This is a genomic window from Pandoraea sp. LA3, from assembly GCF_022696215.1.
Lineage (GTDB): Bacteria > Pseudomonadota > Gammaproteobacteria > Burkholderiales > Burkholderiaceae > Pandoraea > Pandoraea capi.
The window spans coordinates 245,587-272,344 of record NZ_PTPY01000038.1 but is presented as its reverse complement, the minus strand read 5'-3'; the positions used below and the strand labels follow the sequence as shown (position 1 = coordinate 272,344).

The following is a 26,758-nucleotide window of genomic DNA, read 5'->3' as shown; positions in this document are numbered from 1 at the left end:
TGCTGCCGTCAGCCTTTCAGTCCAGAGAGCGCAATGCCTTCGATGAAACGGCGCTGGGCCAGCAGGAACGCAATCACCAGCGGCGCGATGACTATGGACGCCGCTGCCATCAGCGCGCCGTAATCGGTGCCCGCCTCTTCGTTGCGGAAGAACGCGATACCCAGCGGCGGGAGCAATTTCTCCGGCGAAGACAACACGATCTGCGGCCAGAAGAACTCGTTCCAGTGCGCCGTCACCGAGAAGATGCCGAAGGCGATCACGGCGGGCAGCGCCACCGGCAACATGAGCCGGAACACGATGGCGAACTCGCTGAAGCCATCGAGACGTGCGGCGTCGAGCAACTCGTCAGGAATCGTCTGGAAGTACTGTCGAAGCAGATAGATGCCGAAGGCGGAGAACGCATGAGGCAGCGCCACCGCCCAGATGCTGTCGACGAGTCCGAGCTGTTGCGCCAGCAGGAACTGCGGGATCGCCACGACCTGCGTCGGCAGCATCAGACAAAACACCACGGCGCCGAACAGCACGCCGCGCCCGCGATGCGGGATCTTGGCCAGCACATAGGCGCACGGCAATGCCAACAGCAGTTGCAGCGCGAGAATCACCACGACCACGAACGCGCCATTCGCCAGATAACGCAGCATCGGCACCATCGAGAAGACCGTGGCGAAGTTCTCGGCGCAGGCGTAATGCGCCGGCAGGATGTGCAACTCGCGACCGAACACCTCGTTCGCCGGCTTGCATGCCGTCAGGAGCATCCAGACGAACGGTGCGAGCGAGATCAGCCCCGTCACCCAGAGCACCGCGTGACGCACGACCCGCATCGCGCGGCCTTGCCGATTCATGGGCGCAATGCGGCTCATGCGGCACCTCGCCGGTTCACGAAGCGGAATTTGAGCCACGTCAGCACGCCGACGAGCGCGAGAAATACCACAGCGACGGCCGCACCACGACCGGCACGGAAGAACACGAACGCTTCGCTGAACATGGTGAAGAGCAAGACTTCTGTCGACTTCTGGGGGCCGCCGCCGGTGATCACGTAGACGGTTTCGAATAGCTGGAACGACCGGATGACCGAGATGACGAGCACGAACGCCGTGATCGGCCGCAGCATCGGCCATGTCACAAGCCAGAAGCGATCCCAGGCCCGACCCGCGCCATCGATCGACGCCGCTTCGTGATACTGCGGCGAGATACCCGTGAGGCCGGTGAGGAACAGCACCATATTGAAGCCGGTCATCTGCCAGACACCGATGATCGCGAGCGACAGCAGCGCAGTCGCCGGATCTTCGAGCCAGCGAGGCCCGACGATGCCGACTTTTGCGAGCAGCAGATTCACCAGGCCGAAGCTCGGGTGGAGCATGAATTCCCAGACGATCGCGATCGCAATCGTCGCGGCCATGACCGGCAGGAAATGCAGCGTACGGTAGAACGAACGCCAGCTCGACTGCGCATTGATCAGCAACGCGAGGCCGAGACCGGCGACCGTCGAGACCGGCACGACGATGGCCGAGTACATCAGCGTGTGTGCGAACGACTTGCGGAACACGTCGTCGCCCGCGAGATCGGCGAAGTTATCGAGACCGATGAATGACAGGGTCTTCGCCCCGAGCCGGTAGTCGGTGAACGCGAGTGCGACGACGGCGATCAGCGGCAACACGAGTGTGATCAGGCCGACGAGCGCGGCAGGCCCGGCAAACCCGACGACAATGCGTCCCATTGCCGGAGCGGCATCCGGGCGACGTATGCGACGCGTCGTCTGATCGGGCGTCTGCTGGGTCATCTGCTGGGTCAGCTCAGCCATGCGCCACCTGCTGTCGCAATGCCGTGTCGTGCGGCATGGCATCGATGCGTTGTCCATCGGCATCGAACACCAGTACCCGATCGAAATCGGCGCTCACCCCCAGCCACTCGCCCTTCACCGGCGTGCGTCCCCGGCAATCGATGCCGGCGACGCGAACGACCAGGCGGGCTTCACTATGGCCGGGTTGACCGGCGGCCACGGCGACGTGTACCAGCACATCCGCGCCGAGATATTCGACGTTCAGCACGCGAGCGGGAAGCGTGCCTGCTGCGTCCGTAGTGGCCAACTGCAAGTGTTCGGCGCGAAAGCCGACCGTGACATCGGCGCCAGCGCTCTGCCCGACGCGCAACGGCAACACCGAATGCAGGCCGATGGACAGCCCGCCGCCACCGGCAAGCACCTTCGCCGGCAGCAATCCGATGCACGGCGTGCCGATGGTGCGCGCCACTTCGATGCAGGACGGCTGGGCGTACAACTGCGCCGGGCTGTCGAACTGGAGGATGCGCCCGGCGCGCATCACGGCGATGCGGTCCGCCATCGTCATCGCTTCGACCTGATCGTGTGTCACGTACACCGATGCCACGCCGATGCGGCGATGCAGATCGGCGATTTCCGTGCGCATGCTGGTGCGCAACTCGGCATCGAGATTGGACAGCGGTTCGTCGTAAAGAAATGCGGCGGGCTGGCGCACGATGGCGCGACCCAGCGCCACGCGCTGCCGCTGTCCGCCCGACAACGCGCCCGGCTTGAGATCGAGCACGTGACCGAGCCCCAGCGCCTGCGCGACCTCGTGCACCTCGGCATCGATCTGCGAGCGACGTGCGCGACTCGCCGCCGATCCGCGCCACAGCAACGGCAGGCGCTCCCAGGCCGTCAACTGACGCATCGTGAGCGGTGTGGCAATGTTCTGACGCACGCTCAAGTGCGGATACAGCGCATAGTTCTGAAACACCATCGCGACATTGCGCTCGGCGGCAGCCACGCCGGTGACCTCACGTCCGCCGATGCGGATCGCCCCTTCGTCCGGCCAATCGAGTCCGGCGATCATGCGCAGCAACGTCGACTTCCCGCAGCCGCTCGGACCGACCAGCGCAACGAACTCCCCTTCGCCGACTGTCAGGTCGATGTTTTCGATGGCCGCGTGCGCGCCAAACCTGCGGCAAACGTTTTCCAGGACTACGCCGGCCATCTCGATTCCCCTGCCATCTGCATGCTCATGACTACCTCTGACTCATTTGAGTCACCGATAGTACATTTGGGATTTGACGCTTTTGTGACGGCGATGACCCATTTGTGCTTTTGGGCGAGATAGTGATACCTTTCGCGTGGCCGCCGTCAGGCGCGACGGCCTCCGAACCGACCCCAGGAATCCAGATGAAATTGCAGAACCAGGCTGCCCAGCACCAAGACATGCCTCCGGCTGAAGCGCAGTTGATGGCGCGTATCTGTTGGGCCTACTTCAAGGAGGGGCAGACGCAGGAGGCCATCGCGCAGCGCATGGGGATCACCCGTAAGCGCGTGAACCGCGTGCTCAACGATGCCCGCGCGAGCGGCTTCGTGCAGACGACTATCAACAGTCCCGTGAGCGCCTACGTGGAACTGGAAGTCGGCCTCGTCGCCACGCATGGCCCGCACGGTTTGCGCAACGCCATCGTGGTGCCCACGCCTGACAACGACGTCGATGTGCGCGTCGTCATCGGTGCGGCGGCCGGTCAATATCTCTCGGAACATCTCGCCGACGGCGCATCGCTTGGCATCACGTGGGGCGGCACCATCAACGCGGCGGCGCAAAACATCCTGCATCGTCAGGACCGCAACAACACCGTTGTGCTGATGTGCGGTGGACTGGCGCGCAGCACGCGCATCAATCCCTACGACAACGCCGCCATCTTTGCCCGCACGCTCGACGCGACCTGCTACTACATGACCGCGCCGATGTTCGCGGAGACCGTCGAATTGCGCGAAGCCCTCGTCGCCAGTGAGCCGGTGCGCAGCGTGCTCGAGATGGCACGTCACGTCGATATGGCGCTGCTGAGCGCCACGGATCTGTCGGAAGGCTCCAAGTTACTGGAGTACGAAGTGATCTCGCGGGAGATATGGCAATCGTTGCGTGACGCGGGTGCGACAGGCGATATCTGCGGCCATTACCTCGACGCCGGTGGGAACGCGGTTGCGCACCCGCTGGTCGAGCGCACGATCAACCCGACGCTCGCCGACCTGCGTGCGATCCCCGAACTGATTCTCGCCGCCGGCGGCATGCAGAAGGTCCCGGTCATCGAATCCGCCATCCGTGCGGGCCTCGTGCGCACGCTCATCACCGACGAAGCGACGGCGGCCGCACTGCTTTGATGCCCGGATAGGGCTGCGCACAGCATTTGGCCGGCATTCGACATCGTTCGGCAATCTGTCGAAAGTGTGTTGTTGCCGACGTCGATACGCTCGAGGTCTTTTGCAAGACGTTGCATGACGCTTGCAAGACCTTCGGAACGACGTCATGAAACGCAAAACCTTACTGCCCTGGCTGATGGTGTTCGGCGCAGGGCTTTGCCTTCGCACGGGCATCTCCTCGCTCTCCCCGCTGCTCGACACCATCCAGGCGGCGCTACACCTGAGCCGCGGCGCGCTCGGCTTGCTCACGGCCATTCCGGTCGTGTGCATGGGCGTGTTATCGCCGTTGGGCCACGCGCTGGACCGTCGGCTCGGTCTGAAGCGCTCGATGCTCGTGGCGCTTACCGTGCTTGCGATCGGTTTGGCGGCGCGTGTGAAAGCGGATGCTTACGCGTTGCTCCTCGCGACGGCCGCGCTCGTCGGGATCGGCGACGCCATCATCCGCCCCTTGCTCAGCGGCTTCATCAAGGAGACGTTTCACGGCAAGACGCATGCTGCGATGGGGCTTTACGCCACCGCCATGGGGGCAGGCTCCGCCGCTGCCGCTTATACGACACCGTTGCTGACGACGGGACTCGGGGGATGGCAAGGCGGACTGGCGTTCTGGGCCATCCCCACAGTCGTTGCCGGTGCCCTTTGGGCGATATGGCCGGGCTCGGCCCACGAGACGGCAACAGGTACCGCGACATCCTCGCACGGTCTTCGTCGCGTCGAAGTCGCAGCCCTGACACTGTTCTTCGGCATGCAAGCGGGCTTGAACTACACCGTGGTTGCGTGGCTGCCGAGTCTCTATCAGGCGTCGGGGTTCTCGCTACAGACCGGCGGTGCGCTCGTCGCCCTTTTTCTGATACTTCAGACGGCCACGAGCCTGTGCTTTCCCATCGTGCTGCGCGGTTTGCGGCTCGGCGTGGCGGGCGCCATGACGTTGTTCGCGACGATGGCGCTTGCGGGTGCGGCCACGCTATGGGGGCTCCCTCAGACCGCCTGGGTGGCGGCGGTCCTGCTCGGCGTGGCAACCGGCGGCCTGTTCCCGATTGCGCTGCTGTTACCGCTGGAATTTTCGTCGTCGCGCAGCGACGCCACACGCCTGAGCGGCGTGACGCAATCGGGGGGCTACCTGCTCGGCGGTGTCACGCCATGGATCGCGGGCGTTGCCGTCGACCACACCGGGGCGGTCGACGGCATTGCGACGACGAGCCTGCTGATCGTCGCGACGCTGATCGCTGTGGTGATCCCGATTCGCGCGAGCTATCGACGCATGAAGCCCGCTGCGGTTGGCAGTTGACACCCTCGGATCGTGACATACGCGTATTCGATAGAATGTGCACATCTCGCGAATCACTGCCAATCCCTTATCTACCATGCCATCAGGATCCGGCCGCCAACAGTGGACGCTGATCGACACGTCGCCGTTGCGCAGGCTGCCACGGCCGGTCTACTTTCGCGCGTATCACATCGCGGCAGGCACTTGCGTGCGCGCGCACAAACACGCGTGGTGGCAATTCCTGTTCGCGCGCGACGGGCTGATGCAGGTCCAGGCCGGTGACATCAACTTCACGCTGCCGCCGGATTACGGGATGTGGATTCCGCCACGGTGCGCGCATACGTTGTGGGTTGGCGAGGACGTCGCGCTGGAGAGTCTGTACATCGAACGCGACGCCATCGCCCTGCTCCCCGACACCGGCGTGCGCGTCGTGATGGTCGACGAATTCGTTCGCGCATTTCTGCATCATGGCTGCACGGCCATCCCTACGCGGTACGACCCGGCCGGTCCCGACGCACGCAAGGTCGCCGTGTTGCTGGACCTGGTGCAAGCACTTCCCGACGCCCCCTTCCAGTTGCCGTTCCCGGCGGAACCCCGTTTGCTGCAAGTCTGCCTCGCCATTCAGGCCGATCCACACCTGCCGCATACACTGGCAGACGCCTGTGCGTTAGCACTCATGTCGTCACGCTCGTTCTCGCGCCACTTCGTCAAGGCCACCGGCATGCCCTATCACGCATGGCGGCAGCGTATGCGGCTACTGGCGTCGCTGGAGATGCTGCGCCGCGGCGCGTCGGTGACCGATGTGGCGCTGACCATCGGCTATGCGACACCGTCCGCCTTCATCTACGCGTTCAAGCAGCTCTTCGGTACATCGCCGAGCCGGTTCACCAGCGTCGCGCGTTGATCGGACCCCGTGACGTGTGCGGCCTGCGCCATTCATACAAAGAAAAACTTCGTCGCCGACGCAAAATATCTCGTTTGCCAACGCGCGGTCGTGAGGTCAGACTTTGCCTATCGCTCACTTGCCGTATAAGGAATACCACTTCGATGTCAGGCCTGACCGCAAATCGCAACGTCTTGCGACTGTCTTTCGCCCAGGCGCTTGCCGGCGCCAACTCGACGGTGGTGTACGCAACGGCGGCGATCATCGGCCACATGCTGTCGCCCGACCCGGCACTCGCCACTTTGCCGATTTCCGTATTCGTGCTCGGCATGGCAATGTCGACGCTGCCCGTGGGGGCCATCACGAAGCGCCACGGACGTGTCGCCGCCTTTCTCGTCGGCAATGCCTGTGGCGTCGGCATGGGACTGCTGGCGGCCATCGCGCTCATCGTTCACTCATTTGCGTTGTTCACGCTCGCCATGATCTTCGGCGGGGCCTATGCCGCTGTGGTGCTGACGTTCCGATTCGCGGCTGCCGAATGCGTCGAGGCGCATGAGCGTCCGAAGGCGCTGTCGACCGTCCTCGCCGGCGGGGTGGCGGCTGGCGTGCTCGGACCTCAGCTTGTCACCGGCACCATGAACGCATGGCCGCCACACGCCTACGCCGTCACCTATCTCGTGGCCGCCGTGGTGGCGCTCGGTTCGGCCATCGTGCTCGCCGGTGGCAAATTTGATGCGCATCGTCAGCCGGCGCATGCCGGGGCACGCAATGAAGGCCGTCCGGTATCTGAATTCCTGCGTGACCCCAGGTTGCTCGTCGCCATGCTCTGCGGTGTCGTGACTTACACGCTCATGAATTTCATGATGACGTCCGCGCCGCTGGCGATGGAGCTGTGCGGGATTGCGCGTGAACACGCCAACTTCGGCATCGAACTCCATGTGATTGCCATGTACGCACCGAGCTTCTTTACCGGCCGCCTGATTACCCGCTTCGGTGCGCACCGTATCGTCTTGCTGGGTCTCGCACTCACCGCCTGCGCGGCGTTCGCCGGCATGGCGGGACTGAGCGTCGGTCACTTCTGGCTGGCGCTGGTCTTGCTGGGGTTAGGATGGAATTTCGGCTTCCTCGGCGCGTCGGCCATGGTGCTCACGTGTCATACCCCCGAGGAAGGGCCGCGTGTCCAGTCGGTCAACGACTTCGTGGTATTCGGGGCAATGGTCGTCGGCTCGTTCGCCTCCGGCAGCCTGCTCACTTCGCTCGGATGGACGGTCATTGCCGAACTCATGTTGCCGCCACTGGTCATCGGTGTCATGGGCGTTGTCTGGCTGCAATGGAGCCGTGCGCGCAAGCAACGGGCGGTTACATCATGCGAGTGAATGCCGATTTCTCCCGGCGTATCGTGGTGACGCCGTCGCAATACACCTGGGTGCCGTCGCCGCAAGCCGGTGTCGAGCGCGTCATGCTCGACCGGATCGGTGCGGAGCAGGCCCGCGCAACGAGTCTCGTGAGGTACGCCCCGAACAGTACGTTTCCGGCACATCATCACCCGGGCGGGGAGGAAATCTTCGTGCTCTCCGGTACGTTCTCTGCCGACGGACAGGATTACCCGCCAGGCGGGTATTTGCGCAACCCGCCCGGCTCGGCGCATCGACCATCCAGTCGAGATGGGGCGACGATCTTCGTCAAACTGCGGCAGATGTCCGCGACGCAAGACCAGCCGATCAGCCTGGATACCCGCGAGGCTTCGCACTGGAAACCTGTGGCAGGTGGCGAAGTCTGCATGCTGTTCGTCGACGCGCAGGAGCACGTCGAACTACGGCGCCTTCATGCGAATGAGACGACCCGCTGCGGCGATACATCGCACATCGTCGAGGTACTCGTCACCGAGGGAGCCCTCCTGCTCGACGGCGCGACGCTTCCCGCAGGAAGCTGGATTCGGCTACCCGCAGGTGACGCCATCAACCTGACAGCGGGATCAGACGGCGTCTGCGTCTACCGTAAAGTCTATATGCCGCCTGTGCAGTCCTGACAACGTTCAGGTCCGTCTGGTCAGCACTTCGTCTCTCGGCCCTGCATCTACGACACGTCCGCCCTCCATCACGACAATGGTGTCGAAACGTTCGAGCAGACTCGGACGGTGAACGGACGCCACGATGCAAGCCGTCGGAAATGCGGCGTACATGCGGTCGAAAACGCGGCCTTCCGCGAGCGGATCGAGGGCGCTCGTCGGTTCATCAAGCAGCAGCAACGAACTGCCCTGCGCAGCCAGTGCGCCGCGCGACAACGCCAACCGCTGACGCTGTCCGCCAGAGAGATTACTGCCGCGTTCGTTCAGGGTGCTGGACAAGCCATCCGGGAGGTGTTGCAGAACGTCGTCGAAAACCCCGGCGTGAACGGCCGCCGTCAACGCTTGCGCATCGGCCGGCTCGCCGAACGTCAGGTTCTCTTCCACACTTGCCTCGAATACCTCGGCTTCCTGCGGAATCAGCGTGGCGAGCGTTCGTAATGCCGGCCAGTCCGTTGCCTTGCCGTCGCAAAGCAGTTCGCCGCTTTGCGGAAGATAGAGTCCCGCGAGCGTTCTCAGCAACGTGCTCTTACCACCACCGCTCGGGCCGATCAGCGCCACGCGTGACCCGCGACGCAGCACGAGATCCACACCGCGCAGACCACCACGCGCGTCGTCCGCGTACTGCCACGACACGTGACGCAAGGCCAGCGTTTCCCAAGGGGTATCGGTGACCACGGCCGGCACCTCGGCATCGGGGTCACCCGGGGCCGCCCAGATCGGCTCGGCGCTGCCGTAGTCGGTATGCATGCGGGCGAAACTCTGGAAGTTGGACGCCATCGCGCCCACGACCGTCGCCGCCTGCTGCGCGTACTGGTAAATCATGAACACGGTGCCCAGCATCACCGCCTGTCCCGGCTCACGCGACTGCAATACGTAGACCACCACGAGGATCCAGGTCAGCCCCATGCCGAGAATGTCGACGGCGAACCATTTGCCTTCGTTGACCGTCACCGTGCGGCGCAGCGGCACCATCACCGCCCCCATCCGGTGCCCCAGCAGTTTGCGCGAGGCGGCCTGCAATCGCAGACCGATGACCGTTCCGGCATTGCCGACGAAATCGAGCAACGCGGCAGCATAACGTCGCTCGGCGTCGTTTTCGGCGCGGGCGAGCTGCATCAACACGCGATCGAAGCGCAGGATGATGACGGCGATGACGACGTAGCCGGTCACGGCAATGATGCCGCTCGTACGCGAGAGCAAGGCAAGCGCCACGATCGGACCGACGAAATTGAACGCGCTTTGCAGATAGCCGAACTGGTTCTGCGCGAAATCGGAAAGCGCACGGCTCGACTGCACCACACGATGTTGCAGCTCGCCGGAGTGCCGACCGTCGCGCCATGCCAGCGGTGCGGCAGCAATGCGCGCATAAAGCTGATCCGCCAGACGGACACGCACGCGCACACCGACGTTGCGCTCGAGAATGCGTCCCGGGCCATGCACGAGCCAGGACAGCAGATAGATGCCCACGAGACAGACGATCCAACGCCCGGCCGCCGTCATGTCGCCCTGCTGAAGTGCGTTGATGGCCTGCGCCGCGAGCCACGGCATGGTCAGGCGCAGCAATTGTGCCGCCGACAGCAACCCGGCCGCCCCCAGCAGATGCGCACGAACGCCTTGCGCGTGCCGCCAAAGCGCCCGGTAAAGATCGCGAGCGGCGCTGCCGAGGCCGATGGCGGGTTTGCGCTGGGAAACATCGGGCGCCGTCATGCGTTCGTCGCTCCTTTTCGCTGAAGAATGCAGGGATGAATTCGGGAAACCCGCGGAAATGCGCGGGCTGCTGCCATCTGTTCGCCAGGCCGCCGGAAGGCTGGCGGCCTGACGCTCACGCCAACCGGTCACTCGACAAGATTGACGTCAAGACGGGTCAATATAGGGGAAAAACGCGCTGACGTCGCGGTTACAACGTCGAATGCACGTGTGCACCATCCCCGCCCGGCCGACGTCTCGGTGTCGGCTTCGGCCCCGCTGTCGTGGAGAGCAACGAGGGTGTCGCCGTTGTCGGCGTGCGCTCACGCGGCGACGGGGCGATGTAATAGAACCGAAGTTCCGCATCCGGATAGTGATACGGCGCCATGGCAAGATTCACGGCACACGAATCGCAGAACGGCAGCCGTGAGCACATCACAATGGAGCGCACAACCCCTTCGCCCGCCGGGTGATCGGCATAAATCTGCGCAAGAATCAGCCGCTCGGTATCCAGTGTGCGCGACTTCGTTTCGCCCGATGCCGGGTGATACGTCGGCATGTTGGCGTCGGCGATGGCCAGACGCAACGCTGGCGGCTCCGTCGGTTCGCCCCGGCGCCGTGCGTTTTTCTGATGAACAACGCTGTGTTGCCGTTGTGCATATGCCTGACCGGCATCCACGAAGCGCACCGTCGGGGCGTTGGTCGGTAACTGGTTGCGTTGCAGGCCGGACATGCAGTAGTAGATCACACGCGTGCCGTCGGTCAGGATCACCTCGGCCAACGCGATGTTCGCGTTGCCGGCCAGCATGCGCAGTCGGTTCTGCACGTCGCGCGACGCCCGTGCCGCGCCGGTGACCAGTGCCTGAAGTCCCGACATCCCTGGAAAAACCTCGTCGAAGAGCGCCAATACGTCGCGAGCGGTCTGCACGTCGCCAGTGAACGGCAACTGCGACCAGACCGCCAGCGGTGACGGGCGCGACACGAAGTCCCGCGCGACGGCGTTGACGAAGGCATCCGCTTGCGAGGGATATCGCTGCCAGCGTGTCCAGAGCTGCTGAAACGTCGGCAACAGGGCGGGATCGACCTCCGGCAACGCGGGGGCACGCGCGCCGTCCACTTCATCGCCACCGGCTGCGGCACCGATAGCGGCACCTCTGGCTGCCGCCACCCGGCGTTCGATCGCATGCGTGAGCTGCTGCACGGCTTGCCGCGCCTCGCTCACCGACAACGGGATATCCTCCAGCCCTCGCCAGACTTGCGCCGGTGATGGCGCCTGCGCCCACATGCGCAAATACAACTGCAACAACGTGCGTGTCTCGCCGTACGAGATCGTCGGCAGCACAATCGCGTTTTCCGCAGCCGCGCGATGACGCTGCGCAATGCGGTACTCCCGGATATCCTGATGCTCTGCATCGCGCCGTCGCAGCCGGACGTGACGCGGCGCTTCATGCGCCTCCATATCGGGCAAGAAGAAGCGGTAGTAGACGTCATGCGAGAGTTGAACCACGCCATAGAGCTTGCCGTGATGATCCCGATACGTGCCGAAGGGTACGGCGATCTCCATGCCGCCGAGGGTGATATGCACACGCCGGCCGCCGACCGGGCCGTCCGAGGTTGCCTGCTCGAAGAAGGTCATCTCGCCGTCCAGCGTTCGCACGTAGACCGAGGCATCGACCACCGGGGAGTCCGGCCCGACATGGGGGACATCGTCTTCGTCGAACGCCCCGAGCCGCCCGAACGCGAAGAATCGCCGATGGCCGTCCGGCGCCTCGAATTGCTGCGCATAGACCGCGACACGCAAGCGCAGTACGGGCGACGCCTCGATGACCTGATGCTGCGTCACCGTCGCGCCCTGCTCCGTCACCGTGACCTCTCCCTGTCGCTCCGAATGACATTCGAGACACATGCCGTCGACGTCCGTCCCCATCCCCTTCGATATACGGCACAACGTGTAAGGGCCTGCCTCGGCTCGTATTTCATCGAGGGGACGCAGATTGGACGCATGCTTGCGCGTGTGAGCGACGGTCGCGCCGTAGAGCACCCCGTCGACTTCGAAGACTTGCACGCCGTTCTGCGTCAGCTCCGGGCGGTATTCGACGTACACGTCGGGCGGCAACGTCCACTGCACGCCCCGTCCCAGTTCGCTTTCGAACGCTTCGCGTTCATAGGTCGGATGTCCCTCGTGGGGCGCTTGCGCAGGCGTCTCCGGCCACAAGTGCGCGAGTAAGGCCAGCGCGTCCTTGCGCAGCGATTCGGGACGCACCACCGCCGCCAGACACTCGAACCCTGCGAGCGTCATTCGTGCGGCCAGCCCCTTCGCCCGATCTAGCGCCCGAGGGTCGCCCGACGCAGCGTGCCGTCGCGGCCGTGCGGCAGGCGAATCTGCCGAATTGAGCGAATTGGGCGAATCTGACGGCGCCGCCGATTCCGCCGGTGCGTGACGACGATCGCGAGGCAAATGCTGCGCGACGGTGTCGATCAGCAACTCCGCAATCTCCTCCATGTCCGGAGAATCGAGCACCGACGCGTTCGGCGACGGCCACCCCGGTGTGATCGGCGCCCCGGCGCGTTGCGTCCAGAAGCGCAACTGGTCGTCTTCATGAATCCTGGACTCGATGGACGGCCAGTCATTCCCCCACAGCGTCGGGCCGTGCGTGCTGGCATAGCATCGGGGCCAGAAGGTGTGGCGCGGCACACAATTCAACAGTTCGGAGATGAGTCCGGGCGCCTTGTCGGAGAGCGACAGCGCGTACTCGCGCCATGCGCCGTCCGGGCTGCGCAGCATCAACAAGATCGCATGCGTGGCCTCGAACGTCGTGCGCCGCGCGGGCGTTTCCGATGTCTCCGGCGTTTGCCGCCCGGCAGCACGCTCCAGGTTCAGATGCATGCGAAAAGGCATCAGCATTTCGGCGTTGGCGAATACCTCGCGCGTTTCGGGGTCGGCGGCGGCCACGGCCTCGCGGATCAGCATCACCACCGCGCGCTGCACGTCCTGTCGATAAGCGAAATGTCCGGCGCTCGTCGCATCGACGCCCGCCACCAGCGACGGCGCCCTGCCCAACGGCCTGACGTCGGCAGACGGAAGACAGGCCGGCGCAATGGCACGCACGTCCGAGGTTGTCCCCATGTCCAGCAGCCCGAAGATGCCGGACGTGATGCTGGCCTGCGGCAAGACCGTCGGCGCGGCGACGGCGCGCGTTGCCTCGACGAGATCCCGGCGGGTCGGCACGCGCGCGCCGGACACCGTGGCCGCAGAAGCGAGTCCGCCGACGGTCAGCAGTGTCAATGCAAAAACGGCATATGAGGCCTCTCGCGCTGTCGTCCGATCCGGCGTGACGGGCATCGCAGGTGTGGCGGGCGTCGCTATCACACGACTCGTGCGCTGCCGGGAGCCATGGCGCGCCCCCGTGTGGCGCGACGCTCTGCCCGCATGCCAGTCATCGGCAAACGCAGGCCGAGGGCTGCGCGGCAACGCGTGGTACGACGATGACGCGGGACGATGGGCGTGGTGCGGCACCGCCTGATGCAATCGAGTCATTCAGCAATCCTCCATATATCGTGCTGCGAATGGCCGTCGCGCGAATGCACGCCGGATCGCCTTGCGCAGCCGGGAGAGAACGCTAACGCGGCACGACGCCGCGTGATTGCTGAAACGAACCGTCAGTTGTGCCAGAGTTGACGATCATGTCGTGCAACACCACCAAATTGGGCGTTGGCCGATGACATCCGCCGTCGTCGACCACGTCAATCCGTGTGCGCCACGTCGGCCATGGATAGATGCTCGTGGACGAAGCGCGTCACCTCGGCGCGTAACTCCCGATCCTCCGGCGCGCCCATGAATCCGCCGTGCGGCATCGCTTCGAAGACATGCAACTCACACGGCACCCGCGCGCGACGCAACGCCCGGTGCATGCGCACGGCATTCGACAGGAAGAGATCGCGTGTCCCGCTCTGGATGAACGTCGGCACAAAGCCTTTACCGAAATCCGCGAACAACGGCGACAGATACGGATCGGACAAATCGGCGCCTGCGGCATACAGCAGATTGTTCGACATCAACGACCTGGGCAATAGCACGTCCACCCGTTGATTGACTTCGAAGCTGTCGCCGGACTCCGTCAGATCGAGCTCCGGCGACAACAGCACCAGCGCGCCGGGCAGCGCCAAGCCTTCGTCGCGTGCGCGCAGCACCATGGCCGCCGCGAGATTCGCCCCCGCCGAACGGCCACCGATCACGATCTTCTCCGGCGAGTATTCGCGCAGCAGATGACGATATACCGCCAGACAGTCGTCGAGTCCGGCGGGATACGGATGCGCCGGTGGCATCCGGTAATCGATGCCCCAACAGCGAACGCCGAGTTGGTCAGCCTGCATCTGCGCACCGATCCGGCAGACATCGCCCTCGCCGAGGACCAGGCCCCCGCCGTGAAGATCCACGTAGACGACATCGTCCGTGACGAGATTGGGCGGTGTGGCGACATGGGCCGTCGCGTTCCCAAGCGTCAGCGTCTGCACGGACGAGCGCAACCGGCCCGCGTACTGCGCCATCGCGGCGCCGTATTGCGCGTCGGCGGCGGCCTTGAAGCGCATCCAGCCGTCGATGTCATCCGGTAATGGTGTCGTGTGCAAGGCATTGAACGGCACGCCGTCCGCATTGACCAGACGACGTAATGCCGCCTGGGCTTCGGCGCTGACACTCTCGGGAAAAGGGATAACGCGTGCGGGGACTCGCACGCCGTCCACAGGTGAATTCATGACTTTCGATTCGGTAGAAGGAAGATGCGACGCGTCAATTAGCGCCGGGCGTCGACGGCCAGTGCCGGAGGGACACGTCGAGCGCGTCGAGGCTGCGTTGCCATGAGATGTCGGGCCCGGGGGCACTGTGCGAGAAGCCTGTCGCCAGTTCGAGCGTGATGTAGCCCATCAGGAAACCACCGAGGAAGCGAACGGCATGGACCTGCTCATCCTCCGGCACGCCATAGCCACGCAGCACGGCGCGGATCAATTGCGTCAGTTTCGGCCCGGCGCTTGCCGCCGCCTGTGCCGACGTCAGGGGGTGACGTGCGGCGGTGAAGCGTCCCGGATGCCGACGTGCGTAGTCGCGATGGGCATCCGCCAGCGCTTGCAGCGCCTCGCGCCCGGAGAGACCCGCCATCGCTTGCATGGCCGCGTCGGCAAGCTGTGCGAGCGCGAGCATGGCGATCTCGGCCTTGAGCGTGTTCAGATTCTTCACATGCGAGTACAGACTCGGCAGACGCACATCGAACTTCCGCGCGAGCGCTGCCCCGCTGAGTTGCTCGAAACCGATCTCGTCGGCCAGTTCTGCGCCTCCTTCCACCAGACGTTCCAGCGTCAATCCCGCTCTGACCATCGCATCCCTCGCACTCTCACATCAAACCTACTTAAATAAGTCAATTTCCTAATCATATTAGTTAACAATAATCCGATCAAGCAACGGATGTCGCCAAACCTGATGAAATGCGGAAGCTCCGCCATCGGCATCACACGCGTTTCGCGGCAAAACGATGCGGCACGCCAACGTCCCCCCAAGGTCACGGCTTCGCTGCTATGCTCGCGAGACTTCGGCTTCCGGCTTTCGTGCGCCTGTCCTTTGAAGAACGACCTCTCCCCGAACACCGAGGCACACCCTCGGTCGCGCGAAGCATTCGACGTGCTCTGCGCCTTTCTCATCCTCGGTCTGACGAGTTTCGGCGGGCCGGTGGCGCACATCGGCTATTTCCGTCGTGAGTTCGTGCAGAGGCGTCGCTGGCTCGACGATGCGGGCTTCGCCGATCTGGTGGGGTTATGCCAGTTTCTGCCCGGACCGGCGAGCAGCCAGGTCGGGTTCTCGCTCGGCCTGCTCAGGGCCGGGTGGCTGGGTGGTCTTGCGGCGTGGTGCGGCTTTACTCTGCCCTCGGCGCTACTGCTTCTGGGATTCGCCCTCATCGCGCCGCAACTGGGTGGATCGATCGGCAGCGGTGTATTGCATGGCCTGAAGCTGGTCGCGGTCGCCGTAGTGGCGCAAGCCGTGTGGGACATGGCGAGACGGCTTTGTCCCGACACGCGCCGCGCCGGTATCGCGCTGACGGCGGTAGCCGTCCTTGCCTTGACGACGACCGTCTACGCACAACTCATCGTGATTGCGCTCGGCGCAGTGCTCGGCTTTGCGCTGCTGCGCACGGAAGCAATCGCGCCAACGGACGCAGCGGCGTCGCTGCGCTTTCCTGTCTCCCGAACCGCGAGCGTCCTCGCGCTGATCGTGTTTTGCGTCCTGCTGTTCGGGCTCCCTGCCCTGCGCCCTCTGACCGAAAGCCGGGCGATCGCCATCTTCGACGGTTTCTATCGCTCGGGCGCACTGGTCTTCGGTGGCGGGCACGTCGTACTGCCCCTGCTTCAGGAGCAGACCGTGGCATCGGGATGGGTGTCCGCGAACGACTTTCTGGCGGGCTACGGCGCTGCGCAGGCCGTGCCCGGGCCGTTGTTCACATTCGCGACATTTCTCGGCGGGTTGTCCGGCGGGCCAACGCACGCGTGGTCAGGCGCAGTGCTCGCCACGGCAGGCATCTTCCTGCCGGGGCTGCTGCTGGTCGTCGCTGCATTGCCGCATTGGCAGGCATTGCGTTCACGCCCCATCACGGCAGCCATGCTGGCCGGCGTCAACGCGGCCGTCGTCGGCATTCTCGCGTCGGCGCTGTACTCGCCCGTGTGGACGAGCGCCGTGCATGCGCCGGCCGACTTCGCGGTGGCCGTCATCGCATTTGTCCTGCTGGTGCGCTGGAAAGCCCCGCCGCTGGCGGTGGTCGCGTTATGCGCCATCGCCGGGGCGGCGGGGATCGTCTGAGAGCGACGCGCGCTGTTGCCGGTTACTGCGCGTCGGACAGACGTTCGATGTGCAGACGTTCCACCGACTTCGCCGCGCGGTTCACGTCCGCCGGGTCATGCCACAACGGCTTGCGGCCGAACGACGTGTACATCTCCAACTGATCCGCGTAATGCGACGAACGCGTGCCGTCCGGGGCGATGAAGCCGCTTTGCCCCGGCGCGACGACGTCGTAAGCCGCGACCTTCGCCCGGCTACCCGTCGGACCGAACACGATCAGATCGTTCTCCGTCCCCCGGTTCATGTAGACGGGCGTACGCACCGCTTCAGCAGCGTTAGCCTGCGGGATGCCGAAGAAGTTGTTCGCGCGGAACGTCAGCGGCACGGTCGGTGCACGCCACGCCGACATGTCCGGCCCGAGCTTCGTCTTGAGCGATGCAATCGTGTCGTCCAGCGCCGCCAGAATCACGTCGTTGCGGGATTGTCCGCCGAAGATGTCGAAGGTCTGCGGCACGCCCGACTTGTCGCCGCGCAAGGCTTCGTACAGGACCTTGCTGCCGTTGCCGATGTTGAGCGAACCCGTCGGGCCGTCCTGCGGCGCGGCATAACCGCTGGCCAGGAACCACTTGTCGTACGGCGCGGGCACCACTTTACCCAGCGTTCGCTTGAGCATCGCGCTCAGCCATGCGTCCATGATGGCCGGGCCTGCGGTGTCGTAATGACCGGTGTGTCCTGCGTCACGCGCCAGACCGTTCCACGCAGCAAGCTGCATCGCGAGCTGACGGCGTGCGTCGGTCGCGGGCAGATTGGCGGTGGCGCCTTCGATGAACGGTAGGAAGTGCGTACGGTTGACGTCCACGGCGCTCGTGTCCTTGAGGATCTGCCACATCTCGTCGACGCCCAGCTTGTCATGCGCTTCAATGCGATTGTCGATCTCGACGACACGGTCCGCCCCGCCCCACACGAACGCGAACAGATCGCTCGCCGGATAGCCCTTCTGCGGCGAGTTGTTCCAGTTGGCGATCCAGCCTTGCTTCGGGTTGTAGACCTTCGGGTTGGTCGAGAACGGCAGCAGGCCCTTCCAGTCCCACTCGCCGGTGCCCGGCACCGGCAGACGCGGGTCATGCCCCGGCTGACGCGCCGGATACGCCCCCGTATGCACGTAGCCGATGTTGCCGGACACATCGGCGTAGTACCAATTGATCGTAAGCGCATGGCGCGCAGCCTGTGCCGTCCACGACTTCCAGTCCTGCGCCTGCGCCTGATGCGTCCAGGCGAGCAGCGACTGCACTTCGAGGCCATCCCACGCGCGTGCCTTGGCGTACGCAATGTGTTGCTTCGCATCGCGCTGCATGACGATACCGTGCACCGTGCGATAGACCTCCTGCACGACCGGCTCGGCGCCCTTCACCCGAATGATCTCGACACGCTTTTCCATGTCGTGCCATTGGCCCTTGTGGAAATACCGGTTCGGGTTCGCCGGATCGAGCTTCTCGGCATAGATGTCGATATCGTCGCCAAAGCCTGCCGTCGATCCCCACGAGATCTTGCCGTTGTGGCCGAACAGGATGCAGGGATAGCCGAACGGGGTGTTGCCCACGAGATCGAAGCCCGCGCCGTGCAGCCCGATACCGTAGGTGTAGGCCGGTGCGAACCAGCCGAATTGCGGGCCGTTGAGCATGATGGCGCGGGCGTCGCGCGCCTTTTGTTTTCCGACGATCCACATGTTGCTCGTCGTCGGGAAGCCTGCCGGACCGGGTTGTCCGGACTCCGCGAACTGCGCGAGCATCGTGGCGGCGTTGGTCTCGGCGTCCTGATGCAGCAACGCGCCGTCACTACCGCGCGCAAGACGTGCGAAGGTCGGCGCGGGACCGTCGTAGCGGGCAAGCGGCTGCATCGGCGCGCCCGTCGACGGCCCGACCTTGACCGGATAAGCGCCTTCGGCGGCAGGTACGGTCGATGGCGCATCCGGATTCGTGATCCACTTCAGTTCATCGAACAATGCCATGCCCTTCTGCGGGCCGTATTTGTCCTTGAGGGCCGTCACCAGCGCCAGATTGTCGATCTCGCTGGTCGCATCCGAGAATCGGTTGGCCATGGTGCCGACGAAAACCATCGCAACATCGAACGCGTCCCAGTTCGCGGGCTGGAAGCCGAGGTCATTGAATTGCTTGGGCATGCGCGTAGACGGTTGCGCGCGAATCTGCGCGATCCATGCGTTCATGCCTGCGGCGTAGCCGTCGAGAATGTCCCGCTCGCGCTGGGGCAGATCGGCCAGTTGACGGCGGATCGACGCGGGCCAGTAATTGCCGCGAATCGACTTGTCGAAATCGACGAATTTCTCGCCCAGCACTTCTGCGACGGTGCCCTGCGTGCTGCGCCGCGCCATCTCCATCTGGAACAGACGATCCTGCGCAATGGCGTAGCCATAACCGTAGAACAGCGCATAGGTCGTCGAGGCATAGATGTGCGGCACGCCGAACTCGTCGCGCTTGATCGTCACGTCGGTGCGTCCGGGAACGTTGTCGACGGATGCCGCCGCGACCGTTGCACCGGGGGCGGCGGTTGCCGCCAACGGCACCGACAGTGCCAGACTCAACAGCGACGCCGCGACACTTGCCGAGAAGCGATGACGGTTAAGGCGCACACCTTGCGTGCGGGCGTGCCCGAGCGCTGCAATCGATGAAGGTGAGGAAACGGTCGAGCGAGAAATCAAGGTCATTCATGTCTCCGTAATTGTTATGAGCCAGCGCGTTGAAGCCTAACATGATAAAACCGACCGGTCGGTTAATTATTCCGAAAATAAATCGACAGCGATGGTTCCGTTGCGTAGTGTCGGATACCGGTCAGAAAACCTGTCGAATGTCGTTGACCTGTCCCTTGGGGACGACCCGAGCATGGTGTCACCCGGTCAACACTCAGAGGTGAACGATGAACGATTTTGCTGTGCGACTTAACGCGTCGGATGCGGCCCGCCGGCTCGGCGTCTCGAACAAGGCGCTACGGCTCTACGAGCAGCACGGCTTGCTTTGTCCGGCCAGAACAACGGCGGGATATCGCGTCTACGACGCCGCCGAGATGGCGCGCGCCGCAGAAGTCGTCGCCCTGCGCGCATTGGGTTTGAGCCTTGCACAGGTCGCCAGCGTGCTCAAAGGCGACCGCCAGACCCTTGCCGACGCATTGGCCATCCACGAAGCGACGCTGGATGGCGAGATCCGCGAGCGTCTGCATCGTATGGAAACGGTCCGGAGTCTGCGGGCGGGATTGGACGCGGGACGGATGCCCGCCGAGGGCGAGCTACCTGGTCTTGTCGAGCAGACAGCGCCGAGCGTTGCGTTCGATCTGCCATGGCCGTGGGGTGGCGAGCGGTTCGAGATGCGGGACATTCGACCGCTGAACTACATCATCGGCTCGCTCGGCAGCGGCAAGACACGCTTGGCGATGCACTTGGCGCAGGCGATGCCCGGCGGGACGTTTCTTGGGCTGGATCGTTTGCAGGAGACGTCTGTCGCGCATGCCCTTCAGTCGTTGGAACACAACACGGTGTTGCGAGCCGCCGTTACCCGTGCCGAAAGGTGGTTGCTGGACGACGGCGCCGAGTCGTCGGTAGCGCTGACGGTGTTGCTCGTCACGCTGGAAGCCGAACGCGCGGGTGCGCTGGTGGTCGATATGGTCGAACAGGATCTGACGCAGTCCACACAGGAAGCATTGATTCGCTATCTACGGCAGGAAGCGAGGCCGCGCAAACCGCCCCGCTTTCTGATGACGCGCTCGTGCTCGATTCTCGACCTGAGCGCCGTCGGCCCATATGAAGCCATCATTCTGTGCCCCGCGAACCACAGCCCTCCCGTACGCGTCGCGCCTTACGCGGGCGCGCCGGGATTCGAGGCCGTAGCGACGTGTCTCGCGTCGCCCGACGTTCGCGCCCGCATCGCCGCGCCCCCGTCGATGGTGTGACGCCGCGCCGGGCGAATGCGGGTCGCGATCAGGCGCGTTCGTTATCGCAACCGGAGACCGGCGGCGAACCGGCTTCGGTGCGCGAGCGGGCTTGCGTGATGTTGCTGAACGGGGGCACGTCCTGCGTGAGCCAGACGTTACCACCGATGACCGAGCCTTCCCCGATCGTGACGCGTCCGAGGATCGTCGCTCCTGCATAGATGACGACGTTGTCTTCCACGATCGGGTGACGCGGCAACCCTTTGCGTGGATTGCCGTCGTCGTCTGCCGGGAAGCGCTTCGCGCCAAGCGTGACGGCCTGATAGACGCGCACACGCTGGCCGAGAATTGCCGTCTCGCCGATCACCACACCGGTGCCGTGGTCGATGAAGAAGCCCGCGCCGATCTGCGCACCGGGGTGAATGTCGATGCCCGTTTCGGAGTGGGCCTGTTCGGCGATGATGCGCGCGAGCAGCGGCAGTTCCAGACGATACAACTCGTGTGCGATCCGGTGATGGATCATCGCGTGAATGCCCGGGTAGCAGATGAGCACTTCGTCCACGCTGCCCGCCGCCGGGTCACCCTGATAGGCCGCCAGCACATCCTGATCGAGCAATCCGCGAATCTCCGGAAGCCGGCTCGCGAATTGCTGGATGGCCGAGTGCGCGCGTTCCTCGATCAGCGCTGCCGTGATATCGGCATCGTGACGCGCTTTGTAGCGCCATTCGAGCCGGGCCTGCTCGGCAAGACCGTTCAGGGCGCTTGTGAGCGTGTGGCCGACGTAGTAGTTCTCGCCTTGATGATGCAGGTCGAGCGGCCCGAGCCGCATCGGGAACAGCGCGCCCTTGAGTTGCACGACGATGTCCGCCAGACGCTCCCGCGACGGCAGATCGCGACCGCCGGATTCAAGCAGCCGGCGCTGACCGTCGCGCCAGCGCAAGCGGGCGTCATGCAATGAGGAAACGATACCGTCGATGTCGAACGCTGCCACGGGGGAAACTCCTGAGAAGCATGAGGTGCAGACGGCGCATGTGCCGCCGTTGCACGAAATCGGGGGACGCGCGAGCGCCAATCCGAGAAGCATAGCGGGTTTCGAAGGCACCTGTCCTGACGTGGTCTTATCGAGTCCCTCGCCTCCTCGCCCTGAATCATCGCGGATCGCCCGGATGCACGCCGGGCGTTGTGGCTTACGGCGATTCGATAGCCGCCTTCAGGCGTTGGCTCAATGCCATCGCCGTGGCCATGTCGGGGAGATTCGTGAACCCCATGAGCAAGCCCGAGCGTGACGCTTTGCCGCCATACCAGCGACTGAGCGCATGCACGGCGAGTCCTTGCACGTGCGCGGCTTCGGAGAGCGGCATGTCGCCGCGTCTGGCGAGGGCATTGCGCAGATACGCCAGCGTCTGGATGCCGCCCGCTTGCGGTTGCACATACAGATCGTCGCCGAAGACGTCGGTGAGCGCATCGCTAAGGTACCGACGTCGCTCGGCGTAGAGCGAGCGCATCTTGCGCAAATGCCGGGCGAAATGCCCCTGCTCCATGAAGTCGGCAACGGTGGCCTGCACGTGCACTGAACCGGGGCCACCCAGTTGGCTGGCCGACGCGGCAAAGCGCTCGATATGCGCCTGCGGCACCACGAGATAGGCAAGCCGCAGGCCGGGGAACAGCACCTTGCTGAACGTTCCCGTGTAAAGCACCCGGCCGTCGTGATCGAGACTTTTGAGCGCGGGCAATGGACGTCCGTGATAGCGAAACTCGCTGTCGTAGTCGTCCTCCACGATCCAGGACTGCTGTTGCCCCGCCCATTCGAGCAGTGCAAGCCGGCGGGGTAACGACAGTGTCGTGCCCGTGGGACTTTGATGCGTCGGCGTGACGACAGCGAAGCGGGCGTTCGGCGCGCGTTTGACGCCTTCATTGACGTCGAGCCCCTCGTCATCGACGGGAATCGACGCGAGTTGCATACCGATGCTCTCGAGGAAATGCCGGGCATACGGATAGCCGGGGTCCTCGAACCAGCCTTGCGCCCCCGGTTCGATCAGGGTTCGGCACACGAGATCGAGCGCGGCGCGGTAGCCGGGCGTGACGAAGACCTGTTCGGCGGTGCAGGCGATACCGCGCGAGATGCCGAGATACGTTGCGATGGCGTGGCGCAATGGCGCATAGCCCGCCGACTCGGGATAGGACATCGACGCCAGGTCCATGACCCGCAGGCTCCTGCCGGCGAGACGCACCCAGGTCTTGCGCGGGAAGGCGTCGAGTGCAGGCAGTCCCAACTGAAACGGACGCGGCGCGCCGACCGCCGCCAGCGCATCTCTCGGCACGGAAGGTTGCGGCGAGGGCGTCGCGACCGGCGGCGCCGTCTCGCCGAGGTGCTCCAGACGCGGGGACACGAACGTTCCCGCGGCGCCCCGGGGGATGAAGTAGCCTTCGCTGGTGAGCATCTGATAGGCAAGCTCGACGGTGCCGCGCGCCAGATTGAGTTCACTGGCGAGGCTGCGCACCGACGGCACCCGGTCGCCCGCACGAAGCTTTCCACTCGCGATGGCGTCGCGGTAGCGGCGGTAAAGCTGGAGGTAGAGCGGTGCGTCGTCGCCGGGTCCGGGCTTCAGATAGGGATAGTCCATCCGGAATGTCCTATTGATTTCGTCAATTCTTGCATCTGAACACTAGGACATGATTCTCGTAAATTGGTGACGTTGCGACAAGCCCCCGCTATTCGTTCTTGATTGCACTTGATGCGCACCCCGCGCACCCACTTTTTTGGAGAGTTTTGATGAGCACGCTTCGTTTGTCCTATTACACGTTGTCGTCCGAGGCCTATCAGGGATTTGCCGCCACCAAGAAGGCGCTGGAGAAGAGCACGCTTGGCAAGGCGCTGATCGAGCTGGTGTATCTGCGCACGTCGCAAATCAACGGTTGCTCGTTCTGCCTCGAGATGCATGCGAAGGCGCTCCGCAAGGACGGCATGCCCGATCACAAGATCGACAGCCTCGCCGGCTGGCGCGTGAGTTCGCATTACACCGCCCGTGAGCGCGCAGCGCTGGAGTGGACGGAATCGGTCGTCGCCATCGACCAGACGCATGCACCGGACGAAGCGTTCGATCCGCTGCGCGAGCACTTCAGCGACACCGAAATCGCCGATCTGACGTTCGCGATCGCCCTGATGAGCGCATTCAACCGTCTGGCGATCGGGATGCGTCAGTAAGGCGTCGGCGATGCGGCCTTGCCCCCCGACCGGGCCGCATCCACCGCGCGTGTTGCGCATGCCGCAGCCATCGGCCATCACGACGACGCTCAGACGTTCACGGCACCGCTATCCACCGGTCGCAACGCAATCCCCTTCCAATGCCCGTCCGCCTGTAACTCACGGACGAGGTCGGCGATGCATTCGCGCACTGCGATCGTGGCCGACCCGACGGGCAGCGAGTTGGACCAGCAAATGCTCGCCGGGCGTTGCAATTGCGGCGAGACGATGCGGCGCGAGCGCGGACGCAAGGCCGGATCACGCGATGCCAGCGCCGACACCGGCAGAATCGAACACGCATCGCCCAGACGCGCAATGTCGATCAGCGTCGGCAACGAGTCGATGTCCGCCACGATGTTCAACTCCGCATTCGCCTGCGCGAAGCTCCGCTCGATCAGCAGACGTAAGCCGTTCGACGCACTGGGCACCACGATCGGCACGTTCGCCAGCAACGCCAACGCGCAAGTGTCGTGCACATCGTCCTCGTAGATCGCTGGGCACACCCGATGTCCACCCAGCACGTAAAGTGCCTCGTCGAACAGCGGCATCACCGAAATCCCGCGTGTCTCCGAATCCCGAAACAACATCGCCAGATCGAGGCGTCCGTTCGCCAGCAACTCGCCGATGTACCCGCTCATGCTTTCGAAGATTTGCAGGCGGATGCCCGGGTACTGCTCACGCACCCGCGTGAACAGCGGCACCGCGAGAATCGACGCAATCGTCGTCGGGAAGCCCACCGCCACCGGCCCCGCTTCACTGCCGCCGCCCTCCCGCACTTCCTGGCGAATCTGCTCCATCTGACGCAGCACCACCCGCGCATGCCGGTATAGCGCCTTTCCCGCATCGGTCGGCGTCACCCCCTGCGCGCTGCGCACCAGCAATTGCGCTTGCAGTTCGTCCTCAAGCCCGCGCAACTGCGCGCTCAACGACGGCTGGGCGATATGCAACCGCTCGGCCGCCTTGGAGACGCTGCCGCTGTCGACGATTGCCACGAAATTTCGGAGTTGTCTGACGTCCATGACCTCGGGCCACCGACACCGTCGCATCAGTGGGTTGTCTCGAAAAGCCATAGCGTACTGCTATACGAGAACGGACGAAACTTAGCTTTTCGACCCATCGACCAGGTTAATACCCGATTCTCGTCGTTCGAGAACACCAAGCCATAGTCTGGCCCTATACCCACATCCAAAATCGGTATTTCCTCCCGCAAGGCACGCGCGCCTATAGTCCCGTCAACAAACCAATTCCAATACGGAGACAGCAGGATGCGAGACGGACTCTCTGCCACTGCCGCGCGAGGCGGTCAAGGTGGTCAAGGCGCGACTTCCCCGGTGCAACATCACCCACTGCGCGACCTGTGGTGGCGCATCATGGATTTTCGTGTCGGTATCGTGCCGCTACCCGTGCATCTGGTGCTGATCGCCGCCATCGTAACGACGGTGCTCACGACCGGCAAACTCTCCGCCGAGCTGTCCCCGATCATCGCCTTACTCGCCGTGTGCAGCTTCACCTGCATGGAAATCGGTCAGCGCATCCCGGTCTTCCGCAGCATCGGCGGGCCGGTCATTCTGGTGACGTTCCTGCCGTCGTGGCTTGTGTTCTCCAGTGTGCTGCCGCCGTCGGTCGTCACGCCCATCGTCGCCTTCTGGAAGCAGAGCAACTTCCTGTATCTGTTCATCCCCGGCATCATCGTCGGCAGCATTCTGAGCATGGATCGCAAGGTCCTGATCGGCGGCTTCGTGCGCATTTTCGTGCCGCTCGCCATCGGCTCCGTCCTCGCCGGCCTTGTCGGCACTGCCGTTGGCACGATGCTCGGCATGGGCCTGTTCCACACGGTGTTCTTTGTCGTGATCCCGGTGATGTCCGGCGGTCTCGGCGAAGGCGTGATTCCGCTCACCATCGGCTACTCCGAAGTGATGCACCAGGCGGCTGGCGATCTGCTCGCTCAGGCGCTCCCCGCAGTCATGCTCGGCAACGTCTGCGCCATCGTCTTCTCGGGTGTGCTCAATGCCATCGGCAAACGCTATCCGACGCTGACCGGTAACGGCCAGCTCATGCGCACCGGCAGCGACGACCTCGGCGCGCACGATGCCCACGACGCTCACGGCCAAGCCGCGAAAGGCGTCGACGCCACCGACATCGCCGCCGCCGGCATGATTGCCGTCTGTCTGTATTTCGTCGGCATGCTCGCCCAGAGCACGCTCGGTCTGCCCGGCCCCGTGATGATGCTGGTGCTCGCCGTCGCCGCGAAGATCGGCTTTATCTTCTCGCCGAAGCTCGAAGCTGGTGCCGGTGTCGTCTACAAGTTCTTCGCCACCGCCGTGACCTATCCGCTGCTGTTCGCCATCGGTGTCGTGATCACGCCGTGGCAGAAGGTCGTTGCGTCGTTCAACGTGCCGACGCTGGTAACGATCATTGCCACTGTCCTCACGCTGATGGCAACGGCCTTCGTCGTGGCCCGCCGCATGAACATGCACCCCATCGACGCGGCCATCGTCGTCGGCACGCACAGCGGTATGGGCGGCACGGGCGATGTCGCCATCCTCACCGCCGCGAACCGCATGCGTCTCATGCCGTTCGCGCAGATCGCCACCCGCATCGGCGGCGCCATCACGATCACGCTGAGCCTCATTGTGCTCGCCAGGATCGTCTGATCACGCCCCGCCCC

At 64.3% G+C, this 26,758-nt stretch carries 20 protein-coding genes; 9 read left to right on the top strand and 11 right to left on the bottom strand.

All coding sequences use genetic code 11. From position 1 onward, the window contains the following. Window positions 1–8: 8 nt before the first annotated feature. The 3 genes from C5N93_RS23790 to C5N93_RS23780 are packed head-to-tail and all read right to left on the bottom strand — an operon-like array spanning window position 9 to window position 2,990. Window positions 9–860 carry a carbohydrate ABC transporter permease gene (locus tag C5N93_RS23790; RefSeq protein WP_242561170.1) on the bottom strand — a complete coding sequence of 284 codons (852 nt, stop codon included), beginning with the start codon at window positions 858–860 and terminating at the stop codon, window positions 9–11. Further along, window positions 857–1,801: a sugar ABC transporter permease gene (locus tag C5N93_RS23785; protein ID WP_242561169.1), complete on the bottom strand. Its 945-nt coding sequence runs from the start codon at window positions 1,799–1,801 to the stop codon at window positions 857–859. The genes C5N93_RS23790 and C5N93_RS23785 overlap by 4 nt, the downstream gene beginning before the upstream one ends. Next, window positions 1,794–2,990: an ABC transporter ATP-binding protein gene (locus C5N93_RS23780; protein WP_242561168.1), complete on the bottom strand. Its 1,197-nt coding sequence runs from the start codon at window positions 2,988–2,990 to the stop codon at window positions 1,794–1,796. The genes C5N93_RS23785 and C5N93_RS23780 overlap by 8 nt, the downstream gene beginning before the upstream one ends. Window positions 2,991–3,175: 185 nt before the next feature. On the opposite strand from C5N93_RS23780, the gene C5N93_RS23775 reads away from it, so the two are divergent. The 5 genes from C5N93_RS23775 (at window position 3,176) to C5N93_RS23755 (ending at window position 8,365) form a co-directional block, all read left to right on the top strand. Next, entirely contained in the window at window positions 3,176–4,150 is a 975-nt protein-coding gene (locus C5N93_RS23775; protein ID WP_242561167.1) for a sugar-binding transcriptional regulator, read from the top strand. 145 nt (window positions 4,151–4,295) lie between these two features. Further along, on the top strand, window positions 4,296–5,474 hold the full coding sequence (locus tag C5N93_RS23770) for an MFS transporter (RefSeq protein ID WP_242561166.1): 1,179 nt from the start codon (window positions 4,296–4,298) through the stop codon (window positions 5,472–5,474). A gap of 76 nt (window positions 5,475–5,550) precedes the next feature. Then, on the top strand, window positions 5,551–6,357 hold the full coding sequence (locus tag C5N93_RS23765; protein WP_242561165.1) for a helix-turn-helix transcriptional regulator: 807 nt from the start codon (window positions 5,551–5,553) through the stop codon (window positions 6,355–6,357). A gap of 143 nt (window positions 6,358–6,500) precedes the next feature. Continuing rightward, window positions 6,501–7,712, top strand: a complete 1,212-nt coding sequence (locus C5N93_RS23760) for an MFS transporter (RefSeq protein ID WP_242561164.1) — start codon at window positions 6,501–6,503, stop codon at window positions 7,710–7,712. Further along, window positions 7,703–8,365 carry a cupin domain-containing protein gene (locus C5N93_RS23755; protein WP_242561163.1) on the top strand — a complete coding sequence of 221 codons (663 nt, stop codon included), beginning with the start codon at window positions 7,703–7,705 and terminating at the stop codon, window positions 8,363–8,365. Before C5N93_RS23760 ends, C5N93_RS23755 begins: the two co-directional genes overlap by 10 nt. Window positions 8,366–8,371: 6 nt before the next feature. On the opposite strand, the gene C5N93_RS23750 is transcribed toward C5N93_RS23755, so the two are convergent. The 4 genes from C5N93_RS23750 to C5N93_RS23735 form a co-directional block, all read right to left on the bottom strand. After that, window positions 8,372–10,111 carry an ABC transporter ATP-binding protein gene (locus C5N93_RS23750; RefSeq protein ID WP_242561162.1) on the bottom strand — a complete coding sequence of 580 codons (1,740 nt, stop codon included), beginning with the start codon at window positions 10,109–10,111 and terminating at the stop codon, window positions 8,372–8,374. 190 nt (window positions 10,112–10,301) lie between these two features. After that, window positions 10,302–13,628 carry a hypothetical protein gene (locus C5N93_RS23745; protein WP_242561161.1) on the bottom strand — a complete coding sequence of 1,109 codons (3,327 nt, stop codon included), beginning with the start codon at window positions 13,626–13,628 and terminating at the stop codon, window positions 10,302–10,304. A 206-nt stretch (window positions 13,629–13,834) separates the two neighbouring features. After that, on the bottom strand, window positions 13,835–14,845 hold the full coding sequence (locus tag C5N93_RS23740; RefSeq protein WP_242561160.1) for an alpha/beta hydrolase: 1,011 nt from the start codon (window positions 14,843–14,845) through the stop codon (window positions 13,835–13,837). Between the two features lie 34 nt (window positions 14,846–14,879). Beyond that, the gene (locus C5N93_RS23735) at window positions 14,880–15,461 is read right to left on the bottom strand and encodes a TetR/AcrR family transcriptional regulator (protein WP_242561159.1); all 582 of its coding nucleotides are present in this window, start codon (window positions 15,459–15,461) and stop codon (window positions 14,880–14,882) included. A gap of 300 nt (window positions 15,462–15,761) precedes the next feature. On the opposite strand from C5N93_RS23735, the gene chrA reads away from it, so the two are divergent. Next, entirely contained in the window at window positions 15,762–16,931 is a 1,170-nt protein-coding gene (gene chrA / locus C5N93_RS23730; protein ID WP_242561158.1) for a chromate efflux transporter, read from the top strand. A gap of 22 nt (window positions 16,932–16,953) precedes the next feature. Here the strand turns inward: chrA and C5N93_RS23725 are convergent, their stop codons facing one another. Next, window positions 16,954–19,632 (bottom strand): penicillin acylase family protein, encoded by a 2,679-nt coding sequence (locus tag C5N93_RS23725; protein ID WP_242561157.1) that lies wholly within the window; start codon window positions 19,630–19,632, stop codon window positions 16,954–16,956. A 209-nt stretch (window positions 19,633–19,841) separates the two neighbouring features. Here C5N93_RS23725 and C5N93_RS23720 point away from each other — a divergent pair, with 209 nt between their 5' ends. Further along, window positions 19,842–20,867 (top strand): MerR family transcriptional regulator, encoded by a 1,026-nt coding sequence (locus C5N93_RS23720; RefSeq protein ID WP_242561156.1) that lies wholly within the window; start codon window positions 19,842–19,844, stop codon window positions 20,865–20,867. Window positions 20,868–20,895: 28 nt separating this feature from the next. Here C5N93_RS23720 and epsC read toward each other — a convergent pair whose 3' ends face one another. Then, complete coding sequence (gene epsC, locus C5N93_RS23715) at window positions 20,896–21,837, bottom strand: serine O-acetyltransferase EpsC (protein WP_150720232.1); 942 nt, start codon at window positions 21,835–21,837, stop codon at window positions 20,896–20,898. A 196-nt stretch (window positions 21,838–22,033) separates the two neighbouring features. After that, window positions 22,034–23,470: a PLP-dependent aminotransferase family protein gene (locus tag C5N93_RS23710; RefSeq protein WP_242561155.1), complete on the bottom strand. Its 1,437-nt coding sequence runs from the start codon at window positions 23,468–23,470 to the stop codon at window positions 22,034–22,036. A gap of 149 nt (window positions 23,471–23,619) precedes the next feature. Here C5N93_RS23710 and C5N93_RS23705 point away from each other — a divergent pair, with 149 nt between their 5' ends. Next, the gene (locus C5N93_RS23705; RefSeq protein WP_069342915.1) at window positions 23,620–24,051 is read left to right on the top strand and encodes a carboxymuconolactone decarboxylase family protein; all 432 of its coding nucleotides are present in this window, start codon (window positions 23,620–23,622) and stop codon (window positions 24,049–24,051) included. Window positions 24,052–24,140: 89 nt separating this feature from the next. On the opposite strand, the gene C5N93_RS23700 is transcribed toward C5N93_RS23705, so the two are convergent. After that, a complete protein-coding gene (locus C5N93_RS23700; RefSeq protein ID WP_242561154.1) occupies window positions 24,141–25,109 on the bottom strand; it encodes a LysR substrate-binding domain-containing protein in 969 nt (322 codons plus the stop codon). A 312-nt stretch (window positions 25,110–25,421) separates the two neighbouring features. Here C5N93_RS23700 and C5N93_RS23695 point away from each other — a divergent pair, with 312 nt between their 5' ends. Further along, a complete protein-coding gene (locus tag C5N93_RS23695) occupies window positions 25,422–26,744 on the top strand; it encodes a 2-hydroxycarboxylate transporter family protein (protein WP_242561153.1) in 1,323 nt (440 codons plus the stop codon). Window positions 26,745–26,758 lie beyond the last annotated feature (14 nt).

Bases quoted from the DNA above. Each gene is read 5' to 3' on its own strand.
- C5N93_RS23745 (WP_242561161.1), bottom strand. From the start codon at position 13,628: ATGACTCGATTGCATCAGGCGGTGCCGCACCACGCCCATCGTCCCGCG.
- C5N93_RS23760 (WP_242561164.1), top strand. From the start codon at position 6,501: ATGTCAGGCCTGACCGCAAATCGCAACGTCTTGCGACTGTCTTTCGCC.
- C5N93_RS23750 (WP_242561162.1), bottom strand. From the start codon at position 10,111: ATGACGGCGCCCGATGTTTCCCAGCGCAAACCCGCCATCGGCCTCGGC.
- C5N93_RS23705 (WP_069342915.1), top strand. From the start codon at position 23,620: ATGAGCACGCTTCGTTTGTCCTATTACACGTTGTCGTCCGAGGCCTAT.
- C5N93_RS23775 (WP_242561167.1), top strand. From the start codon at position 3,176: ATGAAATTGCAGAACCAGGCTGCCCAGCACCAAGACATGCCTCCGGCT.
- C5N93_RS23770 (WP_242561166.1), top strand. From the start codon at position 4,296: ATGAAACGCAAAACCTTACTGCCCTGGCTGATGGTGTTCGGCGCAGGG.
- C5N93_RS23780 (WP_242561168.1), bottom strand. From the start codon at position 2,990: ATGGCCGGCGTAGTCCTGGAAAACGTTTGCCGCAGGTTTGGCGCGCAC.
- C5N93_RS23735 (WP_242561159.1), bottom strand. From the start codon at position 15,461: ATGGTCAGAGCGGGATTGACGCTGGAACGTCTGGTGGAAGGAGGCGCA.
- C5N93_RS23765 (WP_242561165.1), top strand. From the start codon at position 5,551: ATGCCATCAGGATCCGGCCGCCAACAGTGGACGCTGATCGACACGTCG.
- C5N93_RS23740 (WP_242561160.1), bottom strand. From the start codon at position 14,845: ATGAATTCACCTGTGGACGGCGTGCGAGTCCCCGCACGCGTTATCCCT.
- C5N93_RS23725 (WP_242561157.1), bottom strand. From the start codon at position 19,632: ATGACCTTGATTTCTCGCTCGACCGTTTCCTCACCTTCATCGATTGCA.
- C5N93_RS23790 (WP_242561170.1), bottom strand. From the start codon at position 860: ATGAGCCGCATTGCGCCCATGAATCGGCAAGGCCGCGCGATGCGGGTC.
- C5N93_RS23720 (WP_242561156.1), top strand. From the start codon at position 19,842: ATGAACGATTTTGCTGTGCGACTTAACGCGTCGGATGCGGCCCGCCGG.
- C5N93_RS23700 (WP_242561154.1), bottom strand. From the start codon at position 25,109: ATGGACGTCAGACAACTCCGAAATTTCGTGGCAATCGTCGACAGCGGC.
- C5N93_RS23755 (WP_242561163.1), top strand. From the start codon at position 7,703: ATGCGAGTGAATGCCGATTTCTCCCGGCGTATCGTGGTGACGCCGTCG.
- C5N93_RS23710 (WP_242561155.1), bottom strand. From the start codon at position 23,470: ATGGACTATCCCTATCTGAAGCCCGGACCCGGCGACGACGCACCGCTC.
- C5N93_RS23785 (WP_242561169.1), bottom strand. From the start codon at position 1,801: ATGGCTGAGCTGACCCAGCAGATGACCCAGCAGACGCCCGATCAGACG.